The sequence below is a fragment of the Burkholderia sp. NLJ2 genome, from assembly GCF_049487195.1.
Taxonomy (GTDB): domain Bacteria; phylum Pseudomonadota; class Gammaproteobacteria; order Burkholderiales; family Burkholderiaceae; genus Burkholderia; species Burkholderia pyrrocinia.
In genome coordinates this window covers 1,587,036-1,610,112 of the sequence record NZ_CP137810.1, presented here as the reverse complement: position 1 = coordinate 1,610,112, position 23,077 = coordinate 1,587,036, and the positions used below count along the sequence as shown (strand labels likewise).

Sequence of the window (23,077 nt, the reverse complement as noted above, 5' to 3'; positions counted from 1 at the left end):
AGCGAAACATGGGTGCCTCGGCAGCAGGTGGTGCAACCAACACGAACCAGGTCCAGCAGCAGGCCGACGACCTGACCAAGACGCAGCTCGAACTGACGAAGATCAACTTCCAGGTCCAGCAGTCGACCGCGACGTTCGAAACCAGCAACGCAGTGACCGCGCAGGAAGGGACGGCGAACGCCCAGGTTGCGCAACACCTGAGCTCGGCCGGCCGCGCATGACGCCGGTCGCCGGCCGCGCCGCGCGACGGCGCGCGCCGAGCCTGCCCGCAAAGGGGGCCCGGCCGTGGATGCGCGCGTGCCGGCCGGCCTGTTCCGGGCGGGCCCGACCGATCCGGTCCGGCGCCTGCCAGCCAAGGAGGGCATGGATATGTCAGTGACAGGCGTAGGCGCGGCGCCGCCGGGCGCGGCCGCGCTCGCGGGTGCCGTGCAGCAGACGGGCTCGGCGTCCGATCCGGCGCAGGTGCGCCAGTTCGATGCGCTGATGCAGCCGGGTGCATCGCCGGCCGCGTCGTCTTCGTCGGGCGTCGCGATGTCGCGCGCGCCGGCGGACGCGGCGCCGGCCGTGCAGATGACGCCCGCGCAGGCGAACCAGTCGTCGCTCGTCGAGCGGTTGCGCACCTACGGCAACGATCTCGACACGCGGTACGCGAACATCGACAAGCATCGCAGCGAAATGCTGACGTCGATGGCCGACAGCCGCAGCGATCCGATGATGACGATGGTGAAGGCGATGGATTTCCAGTGGACGGCGACCACCACGATTTCGGAATACCAGTTGAGCCTGTCGGTCGCGCAGGCGGCGAACGGCTTCACGCACACCGTGCTGAAGACGCAGGAGTGAAAGCGTGCGCGTGGACCGGATACGGCCTCGCGCACCCTGAAGCGGACAAACGATGACGACGATCGATTCGACGCCGCGCGCGCATGCGTGGCGCAGCCGGGCAGCGCGCGCGCTGCTCGCGGGGCTGCTCGTGCTGCTGGCCGGGTGCCAGAAGGAGCTGTACTCGGGCCTGTCGGAGCGCGATGCGAACCAGATGGTCGCGGTGCTCGGCGACGCGGGCATCAGCGCGTCGAAGGACAACGACGCGCGCGACACGTCGGACCGCAATGCCTGGCTGGTCAGCGTCGCGGACGGCGACATGCAGTCGGCGCTCACGGTGCTGCAGGCGAACGGGCTGCCGAAGCCGAGCTATGCGAGCCTCGGCGAGCTGTTCCAGAAGCAGGGCCTCGTGTCGACGCCGGCCGAGGAACGCGTGCGCTATCTGTACGGCGTATCGCAGGACTTGTCGCGCACGCTGCAGGACATCGAAGGCGTGGTCGTCGCGCGCGTGCAGGTCGTGATTCCGGAGAACGATCCGCTCGCGGACAAGATCAAGCCGTCGTCGGCGGCCGTGTACATCCGTTACCGGCCGGGTGTCGACCTGCGCGCGATGGCGCCGATGGTCAAGGATCTCGTCGCGCACAGCATCGAAGGGCTGCAGTACGACAACGTGGCGCTGTTCCTGCAGCCGGCCGCCGCGCAAGCGACGCGCGTGGACGGGATCGGCAGCGCGGTGACCGACATCGTGCGGCTGCGCTCGCCGCTCGGCTGGCTCGTGTTCGCGCTGATCCTGCTGACCGGCGCGGTGATCGCGCTGTCGGCCGCGCGGCGCGGGATGTTCGGCGCGCGGCTTGCCGGCCTGCTCGGCGCGCCGCGCGGGGCGAATGGCGGGAATGGAGCATACGGGCAGCCGGCATCCGGGCATCCGGCATACGGGCAGCCGGGGTCCGGGCAGCCGGAATCCGGGCGGCCGGCATCCGCGCAGTCGGCCGGCGGCGGGCTGCGCACGCCGGACGGCGCGCGCGACGGCGCATGAGCGATCCGCATGCGCTGCCGCCGGGCGACGGGCCCGACGCCGTGCCGCTGCCGTGGCTGCAGCCGCTCGCGCCGCCGCCCGCCGCGCGCCGTGCCGCGTTTCATGCGCTCGTCTGCGATTTCAACCTGCGGCCCGACCGTTATCTGCACGTGACGCGCGTGCCGGCCGACTGGCCCGCACGCTACCGCTCGCCGGACGCGTTCGGCGCGGCCGGCCGCAAGCTGCTCGCGCGGCACCTGCTCGATGCGAACGGCGTGGCCGACCGGCACGACTTCGACGTCGCGAATGCGTGCGCGCGGCTCGCGCTGCTGCCGGGCGCGGCGCTCGAGCAACTGGCGGCGTATGCGGGGCTGCTGCTGCATCGCACGTGGCTGCGCGATGCGCTGACCGTCCGGCGCATCCGCGCGGAAGTCGCGGCCCGGCTCGGCGGCGACGCGCTGGAACTCGCGCTCGAACGCGCGCCGGAATTCGGCGCGCTCGCCGACACGCTCGAGCCGTGGCGCGCCGATCCCGCCGCGCTGCCCGTGGTAATTCGCGCACGCGGCGGGCGGCTGCTCGCGGATTTCATCGGCGTGGCCGGCGATGCGGTCGCGCGGCGCGCACGGCTGAAGTTCAACCGCGCGATCGACGACGAAGCGCCTTACTGGCTGAACCGCGCGCAGCGCGACCAGTTCGGCGAACTGCTGTTCCTGTTTCTGATTCCCGAGAGGCTTGCGTCATGGGACTGGCTTTTCTGATCACGAGCGACAACCTGCAGCTGCTGTCGGAGCGCAAGGTGCTCAAGGAGCGCGAATACGCGGCGCTGCTCGACGCGTCCGCGGTGATCGCGACCGCGCACGACGAGGCCGCGCGCATCGTCGACGACGCGCAGCGCGAATTCGACAAGCGGCAGGCGGCCGGCTACGACGAAGGGATGCGCCGCGCGCAGCGCGAGCAGGCCGCGCACGCATACACGCAGGCGCTCGCGGCCGCGCGCACGATGGAGACGATGAAGGACGCGATGGCCGATATCGTCGTGAAGGCCGTGCGCGCGATCGTCGGCGAGATGAGCACGCAGAAGCTGTACGAGGCCGCGCTGGCGCGGATCGCGCCGCTCGTGCGCGACGAGGCGTTCCTGGTCGTGCATGTCGCGCCCGGCCGCAAGGACGAAATGCGCGACGCGCTCGACGGCGCATTCGCGGGGCAATCGAACCGGCAGAAGATCCGCATCGTCGAGGATGCGCAACTCGAACGCCATGCGTGCACGGTCGAGACGCCGTCAGGCCGCATCGACGCGAGCCTCGATTTGCAGATCGACGCGCTGCGCCAGGCGATCCGCCGCGACGCGCTGAAGGGCGCCGCGCGATGAACGCGCCGCTCGACGATATGCAGCCGTTCGGCAGCGGCGACGACGACAGCACGCCGTTCGATCGCGGCCGCCTCGTCGGCGAACTCGACGCGGGGCTCGCGTTTTTCTCGCCGGTGTCGGTGCAGGGCCGCGTCAATCACGCGGTCGGGCAGATCCTGAACGCGACGGGCATCCGCGCGCGGCTCGGCGAGATCTGCGAACTGCGCACGCCTAATCAGCCGACGCTGCTCGCCGAGGTGGTCGGGTTTTCGCGGCAGACGACGCTGCTCACGCCGCTCGGCGACGTGGCCGGGCTGTCGCCGGAGACGATCGTCGTGCCGTCCGGGCGCGAGCATGTGTTTCCGGTGGGCGAAGGGCTGTTCGGCCGCGTGCTCGACGGGCTCGGCCGTCCGCTCGACGATCGCGGGCCGGTGACGGGCGCCGCGTGGGTGTCGACGCAGCAGGACCCACCGAACCCGCTCGCGCGCCAGATGATCGACACGCCGTTTCCGACCGGCGTGCGCGTGATCGACGGGCTGATGACGCTCGGCATCGGGCAGCGCGTCGGCATCTTCGCACCGTCGGGCGTCGGCAAGAGCACGCTGCTCGGGATGATCGCGCGCGGCGCGCAGGCCGACGTCAACGTGATCGCGCTGGTCGGCGAACGCGGACGCGAGGTGCGCGAATTCATCGAGCACAGCCTGTCGCCCGAGGTGCGCGCGCGTTCGATCGTCGTCGTGTCGACGTCCGATCGCCCGGCGATGGAGCGCGTGAAATCCGCGCTCGTCGCGACCGCGATTGCCGAGCACTTCCGCGATGCGGGCAAGCGCGTGCTGCTGCTCGTCGATTCGCTGACGCGCTTCGCGCGCGCGCAGCGCGAAGTCGGCCTCGCGAGCGGCGAGCCGCCGACGCGGCGCAGCTTCCCGCCGTCGACGTTCGCGGTGCTGCCGCGCCTGCTCGAACGCGCGGGGCAGGGCGCGAACGGGTCGATCACCGCGCTCTACACGGTGCTCGTCGAAGGCGACGAGGAATCGGACCCGATCGCCGAGGAAGTGCGCTCGATCCTCGACGGCCATATCGTGCTGTCGCGCAAGATCGCGCTCGCGAACCGCTATCCGGCGATCGACGTGCTCGCGAGCCTGTCGCGCGTGATGCCGCTCGTCGCGAGCCGCGCGCACCAGCATGCGGCCGCGCGCGTGCGCGAGTTGATGGCGAAGTATCAGGAGATCGAACTGCTCGTGCAGATCGGCGAGTATCGCGAAGGCAGCGACCGGCTCGGCGATCTCGCGCTGCGCGCGCGCGACGCGATCGGCGCGTTCTGCGCGCAGGCATCGCATGAGGACGTGCACTTCGACGCGCTGCTCGCGAAGCTGACGAAGCTGGCGAACGATCATGTCTGAAGCCGACGACCGCCTCGTGCTCGCCACGCTTGCGCGCCTGAAGTGCGTGCGCGAGATGCGCAGCCAGATCGCGCGCGTCGCGGCCGCGCGCCAGCAAGGCATCGCTGCGCAAAGCCGCCGCGCGCTCGAGGCCGCGCATGCGCAGCTTGCGCAGCAGGTCGCCGCGAAGGCCGCGATCCAGACGCGGCTCGCCGACGACGTGCGCGAGGCGCGCGCGCTGCAGAACGCGGCGGCCGACACGCGCACGTTCGACCGGCACATCGGCACCGCGAACGTGTCGGTGAGCAAGGCCGCGCACGTGCATCGCGGGCACGAGGCGACGCTTGCCGACCTGCAGCGCGCCGCGCGCAAGGCGAAGGCCGCCGAGGACAAGCTCGACAAGGCCGGCGAGAAGGCGCTGCATGCGCGCGCCGCGCGGGTCGAGCGCGATGCCGACGAAGTCGCGGACGGCTACGCGGTGCGGCGCTTCGCGACGGCCGGGGTATGGGCAAGCGCGGCGGGCGATGTGGCCGGTCACGCGGCCGCGCAGCCGGAAGCGGCCGCCGCGTTCGACGCGGAGATGGCCGCGCAGCCGGCCGATGCGGAAGCCGGCGCGGCCGACGTGACTGCCTCAACCGCCTCAGCTGCCTCAGCTGCCTTAACCGCCTCAGCTGCCTCAACTGCCTCAACTGCCTCAATTGCTTCAACTGCTTCAACTGCCTCAACCACCTCGGCAGCCCCGGCAGCCCCGGCCGACGCCGCCGCACCGCCCGCCGCCGCCGCGGAGCGCCGATGCTAGACCAGGCCGCGGGTTTCAACGACGTCGCGGGCACGCTGCGACCGCTGCTCTACGTGATGCCGCGCCTGTTGCCGATCATGTTCGTCGTGCCGGTATTCAACGAGCAGATCATCACGGGCCTCGTGCGCAATGGAATCGCCGTCGTGATCGCCGCGTTCGTCGCGCCGGCGATCGATTCCGCGCAGGTGGCCGCGCTGCCGTTCCTGATGTGGTGCCTGCTCGTCGCGAAGGAAGCGGTGGTCGGCATGCTGCTCGCGGGCGCGTTCAGCGCGGTGCTGTTCGCGATCCAGGGCGTCGGCTACCTGATCGACTTCCAGACGGGCAGCGGCAGCGCCGCGTTCTTCGATCCGATGGGCGGGCACGAGGGCGGCCCGACCTCGGGCTTCCTCAATTTCGTCGCGATCGCGCTGTTCGTCACGGCCGGCGGCCTGCAGGTACTCGTGCAACTGTTCGCGCAGTCGTACGCGTGGTGGCCGATCGGCTCGCTCGGCCCCGATTTCTCGTCGATGCTGCAGACCTTCATCGTGCGGCAGACCGACACGATCTTCGAATGGATGGTGAAGCTCGCCGCGCCGGTGACGATCGTGCTGGTGCTCGTCGAGCTCGGCATCGGCCTCGTCGGGCGCGCGGTGCCGCAGCTCAACATCTTCGTGTTCTCGCAGCCGCTGAAGAGCGCGCTCGCGCTGCTGATGATGGTGCTGTTCCTGCCGGTGGTGTACGCGGCGCTGCATTCGCTGCTGAGCCCCGACAGCGGGCTGATGGCGTTGCTGCGCGCGTTGTTCGCCGCGCACGGCGGCGCGTGAGCGCGCGACGGAGCCGACATGGCCGAAAAGGACCAGAAGCCGACCGCGAAGCGCGTGCGCGAGGCGCGCGAGAAAGGCGATGTACCGAAGAGCGCGGAGACGATTTCGTCGGCGTTCTTCGTCGGCGTGTGCGTCGCGCTCGCGGTGGGAATCGGCACGCTGTTCGCACGGCTGCAGGCGCTGTTCCGGCTCGTGTTCGACGCAGTCGGCGCGGCCGACCCGTCCGCGCGGATCGCGGTGCTGATCGACGGCGCCGCGCGCGACTGGGCGACGCTGTCCGCGCAGATCGTCGCGGCCGGGCTGCTGGCGGGCCTGCTCGCGGGTTTCGTGCAGGTCGGCGGCGTGATGGCGTGGAGCCGCCTCGTGCCGCAGCTGTCGCGGCTCAATCCGGCCGAGGGGCTGAAGAACCTGTGGTCGATGCGCAACCTCGTCAATCTCGTGAAGATGCTGCTGAAGACGGTGCTGCTCGTCGCGACGCTCGGCTGGCTGATCGTCGAGTCGCTCGATCCTTCCGTGCAGTCGGGCTTCACGCGGCCGATCTCGATCCTCGCGCTGATCGTGAAGCTGCTGATGCTGCTGTTCGGCTGGGCTGCGCTGATCTATATCGTGATGGCGCTAATCGACATCGTGCATCAGCGCCACGAGTTCAACCAGAAGATGAAGATGTCGATCGACGAGGTGCGGCGCGAGCACAAGGAGGACGAGGGCGACCCGCACATCGAGGCGAAGCGCCGGCAGCTCGCGCGCGAAGCGCAGTTCGCGTCGCTGCCCGACCGGATCGATTTCGCGTCGGTGGTCGTCTATTCGCCGCGCGTCGCGGTCGCGCTCTACTACGGCGGGATCGGCACGTTGCCGTGGGTGCTCGCGCGCGGCGAAGGCGAGGCGGCAGAGCGGATCGTGCGGCTCGCGCGCGACGCGCTGCGCCCGACGCTCGCGAACGTCGGGCTCGCGCAGGCGCTGTACGAGACGACACCCGAGAACGGCACGATCCAGCAGCAGCATTTCCGCGAGGTCGCGCAGTTGCTGAAATGGGCGACCGGCGCGACTTGACGCACGCCGCGGCGGGCCACGACAGACGCGGCGGCATGCCGCCCCTTTTTCTCGGTCCGCGGGCCTGCGCAGCGGTCCGTTCCGATTCGATATGGCCCTTTGCGCGGTCATGCGCGCGCGGCGCTTGACGCTATTTTTTTTCCGGTCGTCACCGGAATTCATCGGTGAATTATTGCTGAATTATTTCTTCGTACTATGGCTCGACCGTCACGCCTGACGGCGGGCCGCGAGGTTGCGCCACGCGTGACGGAACAGGTCAATAGGGGCGAATAAATCAAATGTGTGGAATCGACGGCTTTCTGAATACCGTCGCCATCGATGAGGAGACAGCGCGCGGCACGCTCGCGCGAATGACGGCGAGCCTCGCGCATCGTGGGCCGGACGGGCAGGGCATCTGGGTCGATCCGGAAGCCGGTATCGCGCTCGGCCACCGGCGGCTGGCGATCGTCGACCTGTCGGTGCATGGCCGACAGCCGATGGCATCCGCGTGCGGCCGCTACGTCATGGTCTTCAACGGCGAAATCTACAACCATCGCGAACTGCGCGCGGAGCTCGAACGCGCGGGTCGCGCACCGGCGTGGCGCGGCCACTCCGACAGCGAGGTGCTGATCGCGGCGATCGTCGCGTGGGGTGTCGAGGCGACGCTGCGGCGCGCGACCGGCATGTTCGCGTTCGCGCTGTGGAATCGCGCGTCGCGGGTGCTGACGCTCGCGCGCGACCGGATCGGCGAGAAGCCGCTCTACTACGGCCGGATCGGCGACGCGCTCGTGTTCGCGTCGGAGCTGAAGGCGCTGCGCGGCTATCCGGGCTTCGACGGCACGGTCGACCGCGACGCGCTGTGCCTGTACCTGCGCCAGTCGAGCGTGCCCGCGCCGTACACGATCTATCGCGGCATCCACAAGCTGCCGCCCGGCACGTATATCCAGTTCGAGCATGCGCGCGACACGCCGCGCGTGCGCGCGTACTGGACGCTCGAACAGGCGATCGAGAGCGGCCGCGAGCAGCCGTTCGAGGGCAGTGCCGGCGAGGCCGTCGGCCAGCTCGACGCGATCCTGCGCCAGGCCGTCGCGCGGCAGATGGACGCCGACGTGCCGCTCGGCGCGTTCCTGTCGGGCGGCGTCGATTCGTCGGCGATCGTCGCGCTGATGCAGGCGCAATCGGCGACGCCGGTCGATACGTTTACGATCGGCTTCCATGAAGCCGGCTACGACGAAGCCGGTTACGCGAAGGCCGTCGCGCGCCATCTCGGCACGCGGCATACCGAGCTCTACGTGACGGCCGACCATGCGCTCGGCGTCGTGCCGAAGCTGCCGTCGATCTACGACGAGCCGTTCGCCGATGCCTCGCAGATCCCGACCTTTCTCGTGTCGGAGCTGACGCGCCGGCATGTGAAGGTGAGCCTGTCCGGCGACGGCGGCGACGAGTTGTTCGGCGGCTATACGCGCTACTTCCTGACGCCGCGCCTGTGGCGCAAGCTGCATCGCGTGCCGGCCGCCGTGCGCGCGCGGATCGCGGCCGCGCTGCATGCGCTGCGGCCCGATCACGCGGACCAGCTTGCGGCCATCGCGCAGGGCGCGTGGGGCGGCGTGGAGGCGCGCGATTCGGCGTCGCGCATCGGCGACCGCCTGCACAAGCTCGGTCACGTGATGACGGCCGAGAGCCGCATCGGGCTGTACCGGCTGCTGATGTCGTCGGTGCATCATCCCGAGCGCATCGCGCTGTCGGGGCAGGAGCCGCCGACGCCGCTCGACACGGCGTCCGCATGGCCCGCGCACCTGAGCTTCGCGGAGCAGGCGATGGCGATCGATACGCTCACGTATTTGCCGACCGACATCCTCGCGAAGGTCGACCGCGCGTCGATGGCGGTGAGCCTCGAGACGCGCATGCCGTTCCTCGACCATCACGTCGTCGAATTCGCGTGGCGCGTGCCGGCGTCGGTGCGCTTGCCGGAAGGGCAGTCGAAGGCGCTGCTGCGCCGGCTGCTCGACCAGTACGTGCCATCGGCGCTGATCGACCGGCCGAAGCAGGGCTTCTGCGCGCCCGTCGATCACTGGCTGCGCGGCGCGCTGCGCGACTGGGCCGAGGCGTTGCTGCGGCCGTCGCGATTGCGCGAAGAGGGTTTCTTCGATGCGGCCGCGGTCGAGCGTCTGTGGCGGCAGCACCAGACGGGGCGGATGAACTGGCAGCACCCGTTGTGGACGGTGCTGATGTTCCAGGCGTGGCTGGGGGCGCAGCGCGCGGGGTGACGCGGCGCGCTGCGCGGCCGGGTTTCCTTCCGGCCGCCGGGCTGAACGTCAGCCGACGTTCAGCGGCGTGCCGATCGCGAGGCTGCCCGGATTGCCGGCGGCCGCCGAATTGAGCTGCAGGATCTCGTTCAGCGCGCGCGCATCCTGCTCGCCGCGCGTCATCGCCTGCTGGTCGGCGCGCGACACGTGCGCGGCGTCGAGCAGCGACTGGCGATGCTGGTCCGCGATCACCCAGAGCGAATCGCCGGCGACGACGATGTAGGGCTGCGGCGAATTCGACGGCGAACTCGACGGCGTGCCCTGCGATGGCTGCGGCTGCGTGGGCGTCGTGCTTGCCGGCGGCGACGCCGTGGCGGACGGCGATGCGCTCGGCGACGCACTGGGCGATGCACTGGCCGACGCACTCGGCGATGCACCCGGCGCGAGATTCGATTGCGACGGCGTATTGCCGGACGACGGCCCCGACGAACCGAACACCCAGTTGAACACGCCGCCGATCACCGGTGCGAGACCGAGGCCGATGATGAACTTGTAGCTGAACGCGGCGACCGGAACGATGACCAGTGCGGTCGGGATCTTCTTGACGAACGGCATCGCGTTCGGGTAGTGCGTGTTGATGCGCCCTGCGAGCAGCAGCGCGGCCGACGTGCCGGTTGCGATCGCGAGATCGTACTGGCCCTGGCCCAGTTGCGCCGCGGTCGAGAAGCCGCCGAGCGCGACCGACGCGAAGTCGCCCGCCGAATCGAACAGGCGCACTGTGCGGCTGCGCTTGTCCGGGTTCACGCGATGCGCGCTGATCGCATAGGAGAGCCCCGCGTAGGCGGTGCCCAGCACGCCGCTGGCAATGCCGGCCGACCCGGCGGCGAGGTTGAACAGGTCTTTTGCGTCGAGCACCTTGCCGAGGCCGCTCGCGAACGTCGCGGCCGACGCGACCGTGACGCCCGCCCGCCCCGCGATCCCGAACAGCCGGCGCGGATTGCCCGAATGCAGTTGCTGCAGCGACGTCCCGCCGACCACCCCCTGCATCTGCGAGAGCACGTCGGCGCCGAGCGCCTTGATATTGGCCGTGGCGTCCTCGAAGGTCATCAACCCGAGCTGGTGCAGCGCGACGTACTGCGCGGCCATCGCACGGGCCTCGTTCGATGCCGCCTGGAGCTGGGTCAGCCGGTGCTCGCCGTACTCGTGCGCGCCGGCCCGGAGCTGTTTCGTGAGCGTCACTTCGAGCCGCGTGAGCACGGCCTGCGCGGCATCCGGGTTGCCGGACTGCAGGCTGCGGATCGCGCCCTGATGCATGACCTGGAACACACGCCCGAGACGCGATGCGAGGAGGAACGACGAGGTCGCGTTGTTCAATGCGGTCTTGTCCAGCCAGTGCGTGCCGAACGTGTCGATGAAGACGAGCGAACTCGCGCCCGCGACGATCGCGGTGGACGTGATCGATTTCACGAAGTCGAGCGGCCGGGACGACGGCCGGTGCACGCGCAACGCCTTCAGTTGCGCGGATGCCGGGTCCATCGTGGGGGCGCCGGTCTCTTCCGGTTGCGCGACCGCCTTGCGATTCGCGCCGATCGGATGCGATCCGTCGTTCTGCAGCGCTTTCTGGCTGATGACCGACTGCCAATACGTATGGCTGTCGGAGGCATTCCACGGGGCGACGGGCGGCCGCTCGGGCACGCCGCCGCCGACGCGGCCGAGCCATTCCAGGCTGGCGATGCGTGCCCGCGTCTCGGTCTTGCCCGACGGCGGATTGTCCTTGTTGTCCCACCCTTTTTCCACGGCGTCGATCGTCGCGCGGCGCGCCTGATTCAGCAGCGCCGACGTGTTGCCTTCGTACAGGTCGCCGCGCAGCTTCGCGAGCTGCGCGTCCGACAGGCCTTTCGCCTTGCCGATGCGCGCGATTTCGGCGAACAGGATCTGCTGCTGGTTCGCGAACGTGTCGGTGCCCAGCGGATCGTAGACGCGTGTGAGCGCGTCGCCGCCGTGCAGCCGGGCGAGCTTGCTGGGGGCATTGGGGTTGTCGCGCGCGTCGAGCGCGTAGTCGACGATCTTCGCCGCCAGCGCGCGCGTGAGGTCGGGATTCGCGACGAAATCGGCGCCGTGCGTGCCCCACGACAGGCCGACATGGAGCCCGGCGAGCGGTTCGCGATCGAGGATGGCTTCCAGCAGCTTCACGTGCCCTTCGCCCGGGACCGGTTCGAGCACCGCGTCCCAGCCGTGGAAGGTCAGCATCACGAGCGGTGTCGGCTCGCCGGCATGGTCGCGCATCCACGATTCGATGGATTCGCCCACGCGCCGGATTTCCGCGTAGCTGTTGTTGGTGCCGGCCATCGCATGACCGTCCTCGAGCGACACGAGCGGGCGTGACGGCGCGGTTTCGAGCCGCAGCAGGAAACCGTATTTCGAGGCCGCATCGAGCCACTTGTGCAGGTGCGCGAGATCGTCGAGCTCGAGCGTGTGCTGCGTGCCGTCCGGGTTCGTGCGCGTGATCGTCGCGGTGTTCTCGTCGAAGCGGGCGTCTTTCGGCGAACCGAAATCGTTCGCGCGCTGAATGAACCCCGGGTCCTGCTTGCCGCCGCCCGCCGCCGCCAGCGTATACGGATCGACCGCGATCGTGACGGCCGGCATCGCGCCGCCGAACCGCTTGACGTAGCGCGCCATCCGCTCCGGATCATCGCGCAGCGAGAACGAGCGCGACATCGGCGCGAGGCGGTCCTGGATCTCGGCGGGCAATTTGAGGAACGCCTTGATCATCTTCCGGTCGGCGACGCGTGCGATGTTGGTGCGCTTCGCAAGACGTTGCGCCATGCGCACCGGCCGGTAGCGGCTGCCTTCCGGATGCGCGAGCACGCCGCGCGGATTGAGGCTCGACGGCTCGCGCCACATGCCCAGCGTCGTGAAGATCGATTTCCACATCGGTGCGTCGGCCATGATCGTCTGCGGTTCGTCGCCGAGCTTCAGCCCACCCGCGTCGGGTTGCCCCTTGCGCCCCGCGTAGGCCTTCAGGTGCTCGACGGTCGACGCGAAATCGGCGGCCTTCGCCTTTCCGTAGCGTGTGACCGTTTCGATGATCGTGCCCGACGACAGCCCCGGCTGGAACGGCGCGAGCGCGAGTGGCTTCGCGGCCGGCACCGCTGGCTGGTTCGCTGCCTGGGCGGCCTTCTGCCGGTTCTTTTTGCCCTTGACGCGCGGCGCCTTTGCGGGCTTCGTGCCTTGCGGCGCGCCGGCCGAAGCCGGCTGCGCGGCCTCCCGCGTGGCGGCCGCACGCGGCGCGAAGGCGTCGGGCGCGAGCGTGGACAGCAGGAAGTGCTGGTCTGCGCCGTACGGGCCGCCGCCGATCTTCGTCTGGTCGAGCGGCCGGCCGTTGTCGGCGTTGCCGAGCTGATTCGCTTCGTCGTACCACAGGGCCTTGCCGTTGGCCACTTCGATGATGCCGGCGGGCGAGCCTTGCAGCGCGTCGGTGACCGGCCCTTCGTGCCGATACACGTACACGTAGTGCCCGTCGGGGACGTCGCCCATTTCGAGCGCGCGTATCAGGCGCGGCGCGTGCGTGCCGTTGAAGCCGACCACCGCGTCGCCGTTCTCCGGCAGCAGGTTCGGCATGCGCGACGGGGAGGGTGCCTGCGCGATTTCGCCGGTCTTGCGCCGCACCGCGGGGCTGAGCTTCGCGAGCCCGCGCTGCACATAGGGCCCCGGCTTCGGCATCGGCTTCTTCTCGTCGCCAAGCGCGCGGCGCGATTCGGTCGGTGCGAAGCCGCCATAACCTTCGACCACGTCGTGCGGGATGTCGGACACGACGAACCGGACGCCGCGCCGCCCGCCGGACAGCGAATGCGCACGGCGACGGAACGCGTCGCCGAGCTTGCGCGGCTCGATCGTCGCGTCGCCGAGCGACGTCGATTCATGGTAGGTCCACTGGTGCGCGGCGTCGCGGGTCGCGTAGCCGAGTACCTTGCCGGTCTTGTGCTCGATCGCATAGAGCGTCGTGGTGCCGCCGGTGTGCGTGCGCGCGGCTTTTTCGGCCTGTTTCGGCCGACGGAAGCGCGGCGCGTCGGCGAGCGACTGCGCGTTGGCGACGACGTCCGCGCCGGGGCCCGTCGCGGACGGTTCGGCTTCCCAGACGCGGCCGTCGCTGCCTGCCTCGATGCGTGCCGCGCCGCCGAAATCGAGCAGCTCGGCAAGCGGCACCGGCGAGACGTAGAAATCGAACGCCGCGCGTTCGTCGACGGCCCCGCTCTTCAGCGCACGATTGACCTCCTGCGGCATCGGCGCATTCGGATCGGCCGGATCGTTCCCGGCCCGGTCGACGAACGCGCCCTGGTCGTCGGTCCGCATGCTCGCGACGAACGCCGGCTGCGGATGCGGCGCATCGAACCGGTCGGCCGGGCGATCCGCGTGCGTGGCGATCAGCACATGCGCGTTCTTGCCGAACGCGTCGCGCATCTGCTGGTGATCGCGCAGTTGCGCGCCCTCGACGCGGATCAGGTCACGCTTGCCGTGCGCGGCGAGGTGGTCGAGCGCGTGCTGCGCCTGCTCGGCGTCAGGTATCGCGGCACTGGCGGGGCTGGCGGGCACCGGTGCGTTCGACGCCGGTTGCGGCGCCGGCGCCGGCATTTCGCGCGGCACGCCGTTCGCGTGCATGTCGGCGGCCTGGCTGGCGTAGTAGTCGCGATAGGTCGCGTGGCCCGGCACCGACGGCGCGGCGTCGCCGAACGCGGCCGCGAGCCGGCGCAGGCCCGCTTCGTCGCCGGGCATCACGTGGTCGGCTTCGCGCGCGATCGCCTCGGGCAGGTGCGCGTCCTTTGCGATGTCGATGCCCGCGTCGTCGATGAGCTCGCGGCGCACCGCGAACGCGTTCGCCTGCGCACGCGCCTCGGCCATCAGCGCGCTGTCGGTCAGCGCGTCGGGCGACGCGTGGTCGAGCGCCAGCCGTCCGGTGATCGTCTCGACCGCGTGCTGGGCTTCGTGCGCGAGCGCGTACACGAGCGTGCCCGCGCCGTGCAGCCGCCCGTCGAGCACGATGCGCTGCTTGGCGGTATCGACGCGGCTGCCGCGTCCGGGGCGGCCGACCACGACTTTCCAGCCGGCGTCGCGCGCGAGCGCGATCTGTCCGCTCAGCAGCGTCGACCGATCGACGAGCGCGAGCGCTTCCTTCGACAGCGGCGCACCGCCGAACCACATGCGGATCCGCGTGATGATCGACGGCTTCTGCACGAACGCGTCGGGCGGCAGGTGCTCGGTCACTTCCGGGTGCGCGAGCTCGATCGCGCCGCGCGCGATGCCGTCCTCGAGCACGACGCGCAGCGCGCGGATGTCGCGCACGATGCCGTCGACGTTCAGTCGCGGCGCATCGACCGTGATGGACGACGGGTCGCTCAGGTAGAAGTCGCCGTGCGTGTCGAACACGCCTTCGAAATCGTAGTAGAGGCCATGCCGTTCGGTGACCTCGCTCGCGCGATCGAGCTGCGCGAACGCATCGAGCGTGACCCGCTCCGGCAGCACGCCGGCGGTCACGTCGTGGCTGCTGAGCGATGCGAACGGCTCGTACATCACGGCCACGCGGTCGAACGCCGCGAACGGGCCGCCGATCGTCAGCGTCTTCAGCCCGTGCGCGCGCAGCGCGGCAAGGCCTTCCTGCTCGTGCCGGATCGAATCGATGTGACCGATGATCGCGCGGTTGTCGGTGCCGAGGTAGATCCCGATCGCATTGCGGCGGCCGAGTTCGAACACGGTCTTTTCGATGCCCGCACCGGTCGCCGCGCCCATGACGCGCTCGACCGGCAGCCGCGCGGACGGGTCGCCGCTCGCATGGATGCCGTTGCCGTCCACCGCGAGTGGGCCGAGATCGGGCCGCTCGTGCGGCGCCGGGTCGTAGCGCAGCCACGCGCGCGTGGGGCTCAGCACGGCTTCGGCGCCGAAGCCGACGGCGATCGTCGGCGGCACATGCACGGGCCGTTGCCACACGTTCGCGAGCCACGCGCCCGCGTCGCGGCCGTTGCGCGCGGCGAGGATGATCGCGGCGCCCGGGAAACCGAGCACGGAGCGGTGCGCGAGCGTGAACTCGACCGGCGACCACGGGCGGCCGTCGGCGTCGACGAGGCGGCCCTGCGCATCGGTCGTCCCGCGGACGATCACGATGCCGGCTTCACGGTCGTACGACAGCCCGTCCGAATGCAGCAGGCGCAGGTCGTCCACGCCCGCGACGCCGCGCCCGTCGAACGGCGATGCCTTGACGGGCCGCGCGCGCGACCAGGCCGTTTCGGCGGCGAGCGCCGCGGCCGCGTCGTGTTCGGGGGCGGGCATCGTTGCGCGCCCGGGCTGCGCGGCCTGCGCTTGCCGGCGGTACAGCTCGCCATAGCTGATGCCGCCGCCGAGCGAGGTCGGCGCGTGTTCGAACGCGTCGGCGAGACGCGCGATCGACGCGGCATCGTCGGGCCGCGCGCGGCCGTATTCGTTTGCGATCGCCTCGGGCAGCGCGACGTAGCGGCCGATGTCGACGCCGGCGTTCGCGCGGATCTCGTCGCGGATCGCGAACGCGTTCGCCTGCGCGCGGGCCTCGGCCAGCAGCGCGGAGCGCACATAGCGTTGCGTCGACCCGTAGTCGAGCCCGAGCGTGCCGGTCGCGGCCTCGACCGCATGGCCCGTTTCGTGCGCGAGCACATAGACCATCGAGCCGGTCGAGCGCAGGCCGCCGTCGATCGTGATGCGGCGCCGCTTCGTGTCGATCTTGCTGCCGTCGCCGGGCTTGCCGCGCACGACTTTCCAGCCCGCGTCGCGGACGAGCCGCAACTGCTGCGACAGCACGCTCGACGCGTCGATCAGGCGATAGGCATCCTTCGGCAACGGCGCGCCGCCGAAACGCATCCGCACGCGCGTGATGACCGACGGCTTCTGCACGAACGCATCGGGCGCGGGCGTCTCCGCGAGCTGCGGATGCGCGAGTTCGATCTCGCCGCGTTCGAGGCCGCTCGTCAGCGCGCGCTCCATCAGCGCGAGCCGCTGCAGCGCGGTGAAATGCTCGCCCGCACCCATGCCGATCGGGCCGGGGTCGCTCAGCAGGAAATCGCCGTCGTGCGTAAACAACCCCTGCAGGTCGAAGCCGATGCCCGTGCTTTCGACGACGGCGCGAATTTGCCGGATATGTTCGAGCGCCGCGCGCGACACCACGCGCGGCAGCGCCCCCGTCTCGAAGCTGAAGCTGTGGAACACGCCGAGCGGCCGGTACAGCACCGCGACACGGTTGAGCGCGGAGAACGGGCCGCTCAGCGTCAGGGTTTTCAGGCCATAGGCGGCGAGATCGTCGAGCGCGATGCTTTCGTCGATCGCCGCGTCGATCTGGCGGGATTCAGACGTATGCGGGCCGGTGTCGTAGACCGCGAGCGCCGCATCGTGACCGAGCGCGAACACGGTTTTCTCGCCGCCCGAGCCGAGCAGCTCGCCGACGTGGCGATCGACGTCGATCCGCTCGGCCGGACGGCCTTCGACGTGCACGCCTTCGGCGTCGGCCGTCAGCGGGCCGAGGTCGTGCGGCGCCGCGGGCGCCGGGTCGAAGCGGCGGAACACGCCGGTGTCGAGCAGCGCCGCGCGTTCGCCGACGGCGCGCGCGGGTGGCGCATACACCGGCCGCTGCCACAGGTTCGCGAGCTGCGCGGCGGCGGCTTCGCCGCCATGCCTTGCGGACAGCACGATCGAATAGCCGTCCTTGATCAGGAACGCGGGCGCCTGGTCGAGCGCGTACTCGTGCACGCCGACCGGCCGGTCGCCGGCGAGCAGCGTGCCGTCCGGCAGCGTGTCGGCGTGCAGCATCATCACGCCGGCATCCTGCATCACCGTGAAATGGCGGTTGCGGGCCGCCTGCAGCTCGGACACGGTGGGCACCGGCCCTTCGCCGAACGGCGACGCGTATTCGGCATGCGCGCGGCTCCACGCGACGCGTTCGTCGAAGCTGCGCACGCCGCGCGGCGCGTCGCCGGCCTCGCGGGTCTGCGGCGCCGGCATCCGGCGCGGAACGCCGCCGCGCCGCTTCTGGCGCGCCCACACGTCGTGATAGAAGTCGCGGTAAGTCTCGCCGTCGCGGCCCGATACGGGGGCGTCGGCGAATGCGTCGACCAGCCGGCCGACCGTGCCCGCATAGTCGTGCGACGGCGCGCGCCACGCGTTGCCTTCGTGCTCGATCGCATCGGGCAGCCGCACGTGCGCGGCGATATCGCCGCCGCCCGCGAGCTGGATCTCGTAGCGTGCCTCGAACGCGTTGATCTGCGCGCGCGCCTCGGCTTCGAGCGCCTTGCGCGTGAAGCGGCTGCGGTTGCCGTAGTCGAGATTCAGCACGCCGGCCATCGCCTCGACCGCATGCCGCGCTTCGTGCGCGAGCGTGTACGCGATGCTGCCCGGATGCTGGAGGCTGCCGTCGATCGTCACGCGGCGCTTGCGCGGATCGATGCGGCTGCCGCCGCCGCGCTTGCCGAGCGTCACGCGCCAGCCGGCGTCCTGCAGCATGCGCAACTGCGTCGCAAGCGTGCCCGACTGCATGGCAAGCGCCTGTGCGGCTTCGGGCAGCGCCGCGCCGCCGAAGCGCATCTGCATCCGCGTGATCCAGCCGGGGTTCGACGCGGCATGATCGGGCGGCGGGGTTTCCGTCGTCTCCGGATGGGCGGCCGCGAGCCCGGTGTCGTCGTTCGCGGCGGCCGGCCGGTCGCCGGCGGCGTTCTTGCGCGCGGTCGTGCCGTCGGCGGTTTCGCCGGCCGCGTTGCCGGCGGTCTTGTCGGTGCCCGTGTCGCGCACCGCCGCGCGTTCGGCGGTGGCGGGGCGCTCCGGCTTGACGAGCACGAGCACGCGGTTCGGCGCGCTGAATACGCCGTCGAGTGCGCTGACGGGTTCGGCCGTCGCGGCGGGGCGCGGCATCGCCGGTTCGTTCGGACCGCGCTTGCCGGCGAGCACGATCACCGTGTCGTCGGCGGCAGCCGGGCGGGGAGCCGCCGGCGGCGCTTCCTCGGCTGCGGCGCCCGGCAAGCCGGCTTCGGCCGCGGTGGCTTCCGGCGTGGCTTCCGGCGCGGGATCGAAGCGCAGCACGCGCGCGTCCGCGCGCAGCTGGCCGTCGGCGCCGAACGCGTCGGGTGCTGCCGCGTAGACGGGTTTTTGCCAGCGGTTCGCGAGTTCGGGCGCAAGCGCCGCGTCGTGCTCGCCGGCCACGACGATCACGGGCTCGTCGAGGTCCTGCGGGCGCGGCGCGGCCGGCCGCGCGCCGGGCGCGTCCGGCGTCGCGCCGTTGCGCACGACATAGACCGTGCGGTCGCCGACCTCCATCGGTTCGGCGCTCGGCCCGCGCGGCACCGCGATGCCGGCCGGATCGGAGGTGGCCGGCCGCGTGGCGGGCGCCTCGTCCGTCAGGTCGATGACCTTCGCAGTGACGCGTGGCGGCGTGCCGTCTGCTGTCGTTGTCGTGCGCGTGCCGGGGCCGGCCGGCTCCTCGATGTCGACGGGCCGTGCGCGCAGTGCCTGCGCATCCGCGCTGCGCCGGTCGCTGCGCGCAGCGGCCGTGCGGCCCACGTCGGCTTCGTCGTGCTGCTGATCGGTGCGCGCGCGTTCCTGGCTCGTGCGCTGCGTGCTGCGGGCGTTGGTCGCGGTGCTCGCCGTTTCGCCGTCGGCGGCCGTTTGCGCGAGGCTGCGCGGCGCCTGCCCGGCGGCGGCGTTCGCCTGCTCGATCGCGTCGCGCATTTGCGCCATCGCGTGATCCAGCAGTTCGAGCTGTGGCTTCGCGACGACGTTCGACGTCGTGCTCATCTCGCCGTCCGGGCCGAACGACAGGCGCTCGCCGGTACCCTTCACGTCGTCGATGCGCGTGCCGTTGGTCCATGCCTTCGGCGATGCCGACACGACGGACAGCGTGCCGTCTTCGCCGAGCACCACCGACTCGCCGGGCGGCATCCGCTTGCTCGATGCCTGGTCGAGTACGCGGATCGGCTTGTTGTCGTAGGTCAGGATCTTGTCGCCGGCCATCAGCCTGCCGTCCGGCAAGACCTTCACGGCTTCGCCGTCGAGCGTCGCGCGGGTGCGGCCGTACGCGAGCGACGACGTGTCGCCCTTGTTCAGGATCTGGCCGAGCATCTTGCTGTCGACGGTGACGGTGTCGCCGTCGGTCGTGCGGATCGGCACCGGCCGGCCCGAGCGGATACGCTGCGACGTGACCGCGCGCTCCTTCAGGCCGCCCGCGGCCATCAGCGCGACGTTGGTGAGCCCGGACTTGAGTTCCTCGCCGGCCGCTTTCCTGTTGCCCGTGAAATAGTCGACCCCGGCTTCGCCGAACGCCTCGACCGCGCCGCCGACGCCGGTCACGATCGCGGTCGCCTTCGCGCCCGTGTTGAGCAGCGCCGCGACTTTCGGCGTGCGCGTGAGCGCCGTCACCGCGCGCGTGAACAGCTTGCTGCCGGCGAGCTTCGCGGCGCCCGCCGCGCCCATCGGCACGAGATTGATGAAGTCGCCGCGCGCGCCCGCGTCGGTGAACGGGTTGATGCTGCGGCCGTGTTCCATGCGCGTCGCGATGTCGAGCCCGGCGCTCGTCATCGACGCGCCGATCGCGGTGTACATCATCCCCGCGCCGAGCACGTTCAGCGGTACGCCGATGACCGCGCCGATGCCGGTGCCGTCGAGCAGCCCGCCGATGCCTTCGATCGCCATCCCGCCGACCATCATCCCGATGTTCAGGCCGGTGCTGGTCAGCGTGCCGAGGAAGCTGTCGAAGCCGCTTTCGTGATGCGCGGCCTTCGACACGAGCTGCAGCGTGCCGTCCGCGTTATGGCCGGTCGCGATGTCGACGGTGCCGTCCGACGACAGCTCGTTGTTGTTGATGTAATCGTTGATGTCGTCGTAGTTGCTGCCCGTCTCGTCGACGTATTGCGTGCCGTCCTTGCCGGTGACCTTGAAGATCGCGCTGGTGGTCATGCCGGCATCCTTCGCCGCATAGACCATCGGCAGCACGCTGACCTGCGCGTTCGCGCCGCCGCCGAACTTCAGCAGCTTGTCGCGCACGGTGTTGATCGTCGACAGCTTGTCCTTGTCGGTGAAGCGCGCGACGTCGTCGCTCGTGGGCGATACGGGATCCGAACCATCGCTCGTCGTTGCATTGTTCGGCACGTCGGGCTGTATCCCGAGCGCGACGCCGATCAGGTTGCGCTGCTCGTTGTCGGTCAGCTTGCCGAAGGCGATCGTGTTGCCGTTCTGCGTGCTCGCGCTCGCCGCATCGAGCAGCGAGTTCGACAGCTCGCCGCGATGCGCCTCATAGAAATCGTGCAGCGCCTTCTTGTAGTCGTTCCCGGCGTCCGAATCGGGCGCCGCGTAGCGCAGCCGCTCGTCGAGCCCCGCGTCGAACTGGTCCATCAGCACCTGCTGGTGCGACGTCTCGCCCAGCAACTGCAGGCGCTGCACCGCGTTGTCCGCCTGCGTGACGGCCGCCTTCGCCTTGTCGAGCTGGCCCTGATACAGGTTCGGGCGCGGCGTCGACGGCGCCGGGATCATGTCGTCGCCCGCGACCTGGCGGAAACGCACGGGCGGCGGATTCGCGGCCGCCCAATCGTCGTATTGCTTCTGCACCGTCGCGAGCGTGCTTTTCGCCCCCGTCTGCTGGATGCGCGCCTGCGACAGCGCCGCGTTGGTCGCGCGTTCGTTGACCGCATCCGACAGCCGGCTGTCGGCCGCGCGGATGGCGCCCGCGACGACCTGCAGACGCTTCGCGTCGAGCATCGTCGGGCCTGTCGGTGTGGCCGGCGCGGCCGGCGTTTGCGGCAGCGCGAACGGATTGGTGGACGAAGGCGACAATCCGCCATTCGCGGTCGACGACGGCGGCGCCGGCAACGGTGACGACGTCGGCAGCGTCGGCGTGCCGGTGGGTGCGGCCGTCGCGGCGGTCGCGGAGGTCGACAGCGATGGCGCGGGCAGGGCCTGGGTCGGCAAGTCATTCGCAGTCGACAGCGACGGCGCAAGGAGCGGCGGCTGGACCGCCGGCTTCACGAACGCCGAGCGCGCGTTCACCTGCGCCTGGATCTGCGACGCCTGATCGTCGTACTGCTGCGCGAGCGTCGCGCCGTAGGTGGCGGTGAAGCCGTCCTTCGCGATGCTCGCCTGCTGCTGCGCCTGCGACAGTTTCGCGTACGCGTCGCCGAGATCGAGGTCGACCTGCGGATCCTTCAGCATCGAATGCGGGTTGGCCTTGTGCCAGTCGTCGGATGCCTGCTGCTTCTTCGTGTAATCGGCCTGCAGCGCGTCGACCTGCTGCTGCGCGGACAGCATCTGCAGATAGCCGCCGCTCGTGTTCGCGGCCGTCTGCGCGCGGGCGAGCGCGGTCTTCGCGTCCGACACCGCATTCGCGACGACGACCGTCGGGCCTTCCTTGCCGCTGGCCGAATCGTATTGCTGCTGCGCGTTCGTGAGCGTCAGGCTGTCGTTCGCTGCGCCGACCGCGGCATTCGCGTAGTTCGCATCCTTCGCGGCCGTCGTGACGGCCTGCTGCGCGGCGTCCTTCGAATCCGGCGCGTCGGGCACCGTGACCACCAGCTCCAGCGGCTGGAGCGCATCGTTCAGCCGGCCGACGCCCGCATCGACCGCGCTCTTGTAGTCCGGATCGGCGAGATACGACTGGAACTGCGTGTACGCGAGGTTCGAGTTCGCGACGTCGGCGTAGTACTTCGACGCGCCGACGGCGGCCGTCGCACTGGCGGTCTGCCAGTCGTCGTAGAGCTTGATCTGCAGCGGATTCTTGCAGTCGCTTGCCTGCGGCACCCAGTTCGGATCGTTCGCATGATCGGGAAATGCGGCCAGCAGCGTCTTGAACTGCTGGTCGGCGGCGTGCTGCGCGTCACCCGGATCGGTCACCTTGCCGGAGTCGTCGATCTTCATCCCGGCCGGCATGTCGGCGTTCGCCTGTTCGCCATACAGGATCATGTAGCCCGCGTCGGTCGTCACGTTCAGGTCGCGCTGCGCGCTGTCGGCGGCGGTGCGCGCCTTTGCATAGTTATCCTGCGCGGCCTTGCGGTCGTCGGCCGTCGATTCGGGATCGCGGTTCGTGAGGCGCAGCACGTTCTGCGCGCCCTGCAGCGATTGCGACGCGTTGTCGTATTGCGTCTGCGCGTCCTGGATCGCCTTCTGCACGGCGCGCGTCTTGTCGTTCTCGACCGTAATGTCGGGCGGCGGCGCCGTGTACTGCGCGGCCATGCTCTGAACCAGCGACGTCGCCGACGCGATCTCGGCGTTGGTCGGCTTCGACGGGTCGGTGGACGGTGTGGCCGTCACGGGAATCGGCGGCGACACGGTCGGGTTCGCGGGGCCGGCCGACGGATCGTCCTTCTTCGGCGGCGGAGGCGGCGGGGGCGGCGGTGCGACGAGCGGGTTCAGCGTGTCCGACAGGAAGCGCTGCCAGTTGACGCCCAGTCCCAATCCGTCGATCGACAGCATGCTCCTCTCCCTTGAACCGCGCGATTCGCGCAATGCATGGCGCCGTGCGCGCCACGACGCGATCCGACGAGTGTAGGGACCCGGGTTGCGGCCGGATCGCCGCTGTTTCGTAGCGCCGCGGCGCGGCCGGCGCGCACGTGCGCCGTACGCTACGAGATGCGTGCGGCCACGTGGC

11 protein-coding genes are annotated in these 23,077 nt (G+C 70.5%); 10 read left to right on the top strand and 1 reads right to left on the bottom strand.

The window, feature by feature from the left end; all coding sequences use genetic code 11:
* The first annotated feature begins 8 nt into the window (after positions 1-8).
* The 10 genes from R9B84_RS29540 (at position 9) to asnB (ending at position 9,462) form a co-directional block, all read left to right on the top strand.
* On the top strand, positions 9-221 hold the full coding sequence (locus R9B84_RS29540) for a hypothetical protein (RefSeq protein WP_152856904.1): 213 nt from the start codon (positions 9-11) through the stop codon (positions 219-221).
* 148 nt (positions 222-369) lie between these two features.
* The gene (locus R9B84_RS29535; protein ID WP_034180983.1) at positions 370-843 is read left to right on the top strand and encodes a hypothetical protein; all 474 of its coding nucleotides are present in this window, start codon (positions 370-372) and stop codon (positions 841-843) included.
* A 52-nt stretch (positions 844-895) separates the two neighbouring features.
* On the top strand, positions 896-1,858 hold the full coding sequence (gene sctJ, locus R9B84_RS29530; RefSeq protein ID WP_423763481.1) for a type III secretion system inner membrane ring lipoprotein SctJ: 963 nt from the start codon (positions 896-898) through the stop codon (positions 1,856-1,858).
* Entirely contained in the window at positions 1,855-2,595 is a 741-nt protein-coding gene (locus R9B84_RS29525) for a SctK family type III secretion system sorting platform protein (protein WP_423763480.1), read from the top strand. Before sctJ ends, R9B84_RS29525 begins: the two co-directional genes overlap by 4 nt.
* Entirely contained in the window at positions 2,577-3,206 is a 630-nt protein-coding gene (gene sctL / locus R9B84_RS29520) for a type III secretion system stator protein SctL (RefSeq protein ID WP_423763479.1), read from the top strand. Before R9B84_RS29525 ends, sctL begins: the two co-directional genes overlap by 19 nt.
* Positions 3,203-4,585 (top strand): type III secretion system ATPase SctN, encoded by a 1,383-nt coding sequence (gene sctN, locus R9B84_RS29515; protein WP_423763478.1) that lies wholly within the window; start codon positions 3,203-3,205, stop codon positions 4,583-4,585. Before sctL ends, sctN begins: the two co-directional genes overlap by 4 nt.
* Positions 4,578-5,363: a hypothetical protein gene (locus R9B84_RS29510; protein WP_423763477.1), complete on the top strand. Its 786-nt coding sequence runs from the start codon at positions 4,578-4,580 to the stop codon at positions 5,361-5,363. Before sctN ends, R9B84_RS29510 begins: the two co-directional genes overlap by 8 nt.
* On the top strand, positions 5,357-6,166 hold the full coding sequence (gene sctT / locus R9B84_RS29505; protein ID WP_034180505.1) for a type III secretion system export apparatus subunit SctT: 810 nt from the start codon (positions 5,357-5,359) through the stop codon (positions 6,164-6,166). Before R9B84_RS29510 ends, sctT begins: the two co-directional genes overlap by 7 nt.
* Before the next feature lie 18 nt (positions 6,167-6,184).
* Positions 6,185-7,216 carry an EscU/YscU/HrcU family type III secretion system export apparatus switch protein gene (locus R9B84_RS29500; protein ID WP_423763476.1) on the top strand — a complete coding sequence of 344 codons (1,032 nt, stop codon included), beginning with the start codon at positions 6,185-6,187 and terminating at the stop codon, positions 7,214-7,216.
* Between the two features lie 278 nt (positions 7,217-7,494).
* A complete protein-coding gene (gene asnB / locus R9B84_RS29495; RefSeq protein ID WP_423763475.1) occupies positions 7,495-9,462 on the top strand; it encodes an asparagine synthase (glutamine-hydrolyzing) in 1,968 nt (655 codons plus the stop codon).
* A gap of 48 nt (positions 9,463-9,510) precedes the next feature.
* Here asnB and R9B84_RS29490 read toward each other — a convergent pair whose 3' ends face one another.
* The gene (locus R9B84_RS29490; protein WP_423763474.1) at positions 9,511-22,902 is read right to left on the bottom strand and encodes an LWXIA domain-containing protein; all 13,392 of its coding nucleotides are present in this window, start codon (positions 22,900-22,902) and stop codon (positions 9,511-9,513) included.
* Between the last annotated feature and the right edge of the window lie 175 nt (positions 22,903-23,077).

Coding starts and splice junctions, on each gene's coding strand:
- R9B84_RS29540 (WP_152856904.1), top strand. CDS start 9: ATGGGTGCCTCGGCAGCAGGTGGTGCAACCAACACGAACCAGGTCCAG.
- R9B84_RS29535 (WP_034180983.1), top strand. CDS start 370: ATGTCAGTGACAGGCGTAGGCGCGGCGCCGCCGGGCGCGGCCGCGCTC.
- sctJ (WP_423763481.1), top strand. CDS start 896: ATGACGACGATCGATTCGACGCCGCGCGCGCATGCGTGGCGCAGCCGG.
- R9B84_RS29525 (WP_423763480.1), top strand. CDS start 1,855: ATGAGCGATCCGCATGCGCTGCCGCCGGGCGACGGGCCCGACGCCGTG.
- sctL (WP_423763479.1), top strand. CDS start 2,577: ATGGGACTGGCTTTTCTGATCACGAGCGACAACCTGCAGCTGCTGTCG.
- sctN (WP_423763478.1), top strand. CDS start 3,203: ATGAACGCGCCGCTCGACGATATGCAGCCGTTCGGCAGCGGCGACGAC.
- R9B84_RS29510 (WP_423763477.1), top strand. CDS start 4,578: ATGTCTGAAGCCGACGACCGCCTCGTGCTCGCCACGCTTGCGCGCCTG.
- sctT (WP_034180505.1), top strand. CDS start 5,357: ATGCTAGACCAGGCCGCGGGTTTCAACGACGTCGCGGGCACGCTGCGA.
- R9B84_RS29500 (WP_423763476.1), top strand. CDS start 6,185: ATGGCCGAAAAGGACCAGAAGCCGACCGCGAAGCGCGTGCGCGAGGCG.
- asnB (WP_423763475.1), top strand. CDS start 7,495: ATGTGTGGAATCGACGGCTTTCTGAATACCGTCGCCATCGATGAGGAG.
- R9B84_RS29490 (WP_423763474.1), bottom strand. CDS start 22,902: ATGCTGTCGATCGACGGATTGGGACTGGGCGTCAACTGGCAGCGCTTC.